The organism is Virgibacillus sp. M23, from assembly GCF_034190895.1.
Taxonomy (GTDB): Bacteria; Bacillota; Bacilli; order Bacillales; family Amphibacillaceae; genus Virgibacillus; species Virgibacillus salarius.
In genome coordinates this window covers 1-279 of record NZ_JAWDHA010000406.1, presented here as the reverse complement: position 1 = coordinate 279, position 279 = coordinate 1, and the positions used below count along the sequence as shown (strand labels likewise).

Genomic DNA, 279 nt, shown 5'->3' with positions numbered 1-279 from the left:
TAATATATTCCACATATGGCGTGGTGTCTGGTAACTGTACCGCTGTCCCATTGCTTAAATAGCTATAAATGGTGAAAAAATCTTTCATAATTAACCCGTTACACCAGCCATCCATCAGAATATGATGAGAGCTCCAAATCATTTTATATTCTTCTGCATTCAGCTTTAAAACAGCTAGTCGTATCAGAATATCTTGACTAAGACTAAAGCCTTTTTGCCTATCGGCAACTTCAAACTTTTCCACATAGGCTGTTCTTTCGTTTTCGCTAAGCGTACTAA

1 protein-coding gene is annotated in these 279 nt (G+C 37.3%); it reads right to left on the bottom strand.

Features of this window, described 5'->3' with window-relative positions; translation table 11 throughout:
- A partial coding sequence (locus RVS70_RS23215) for a condensation domain-containing protein (RefSeq protein ID WP_321135107.1) occupies positions 1-279 on the bottom strand: 279 nt, incomplete at both ends.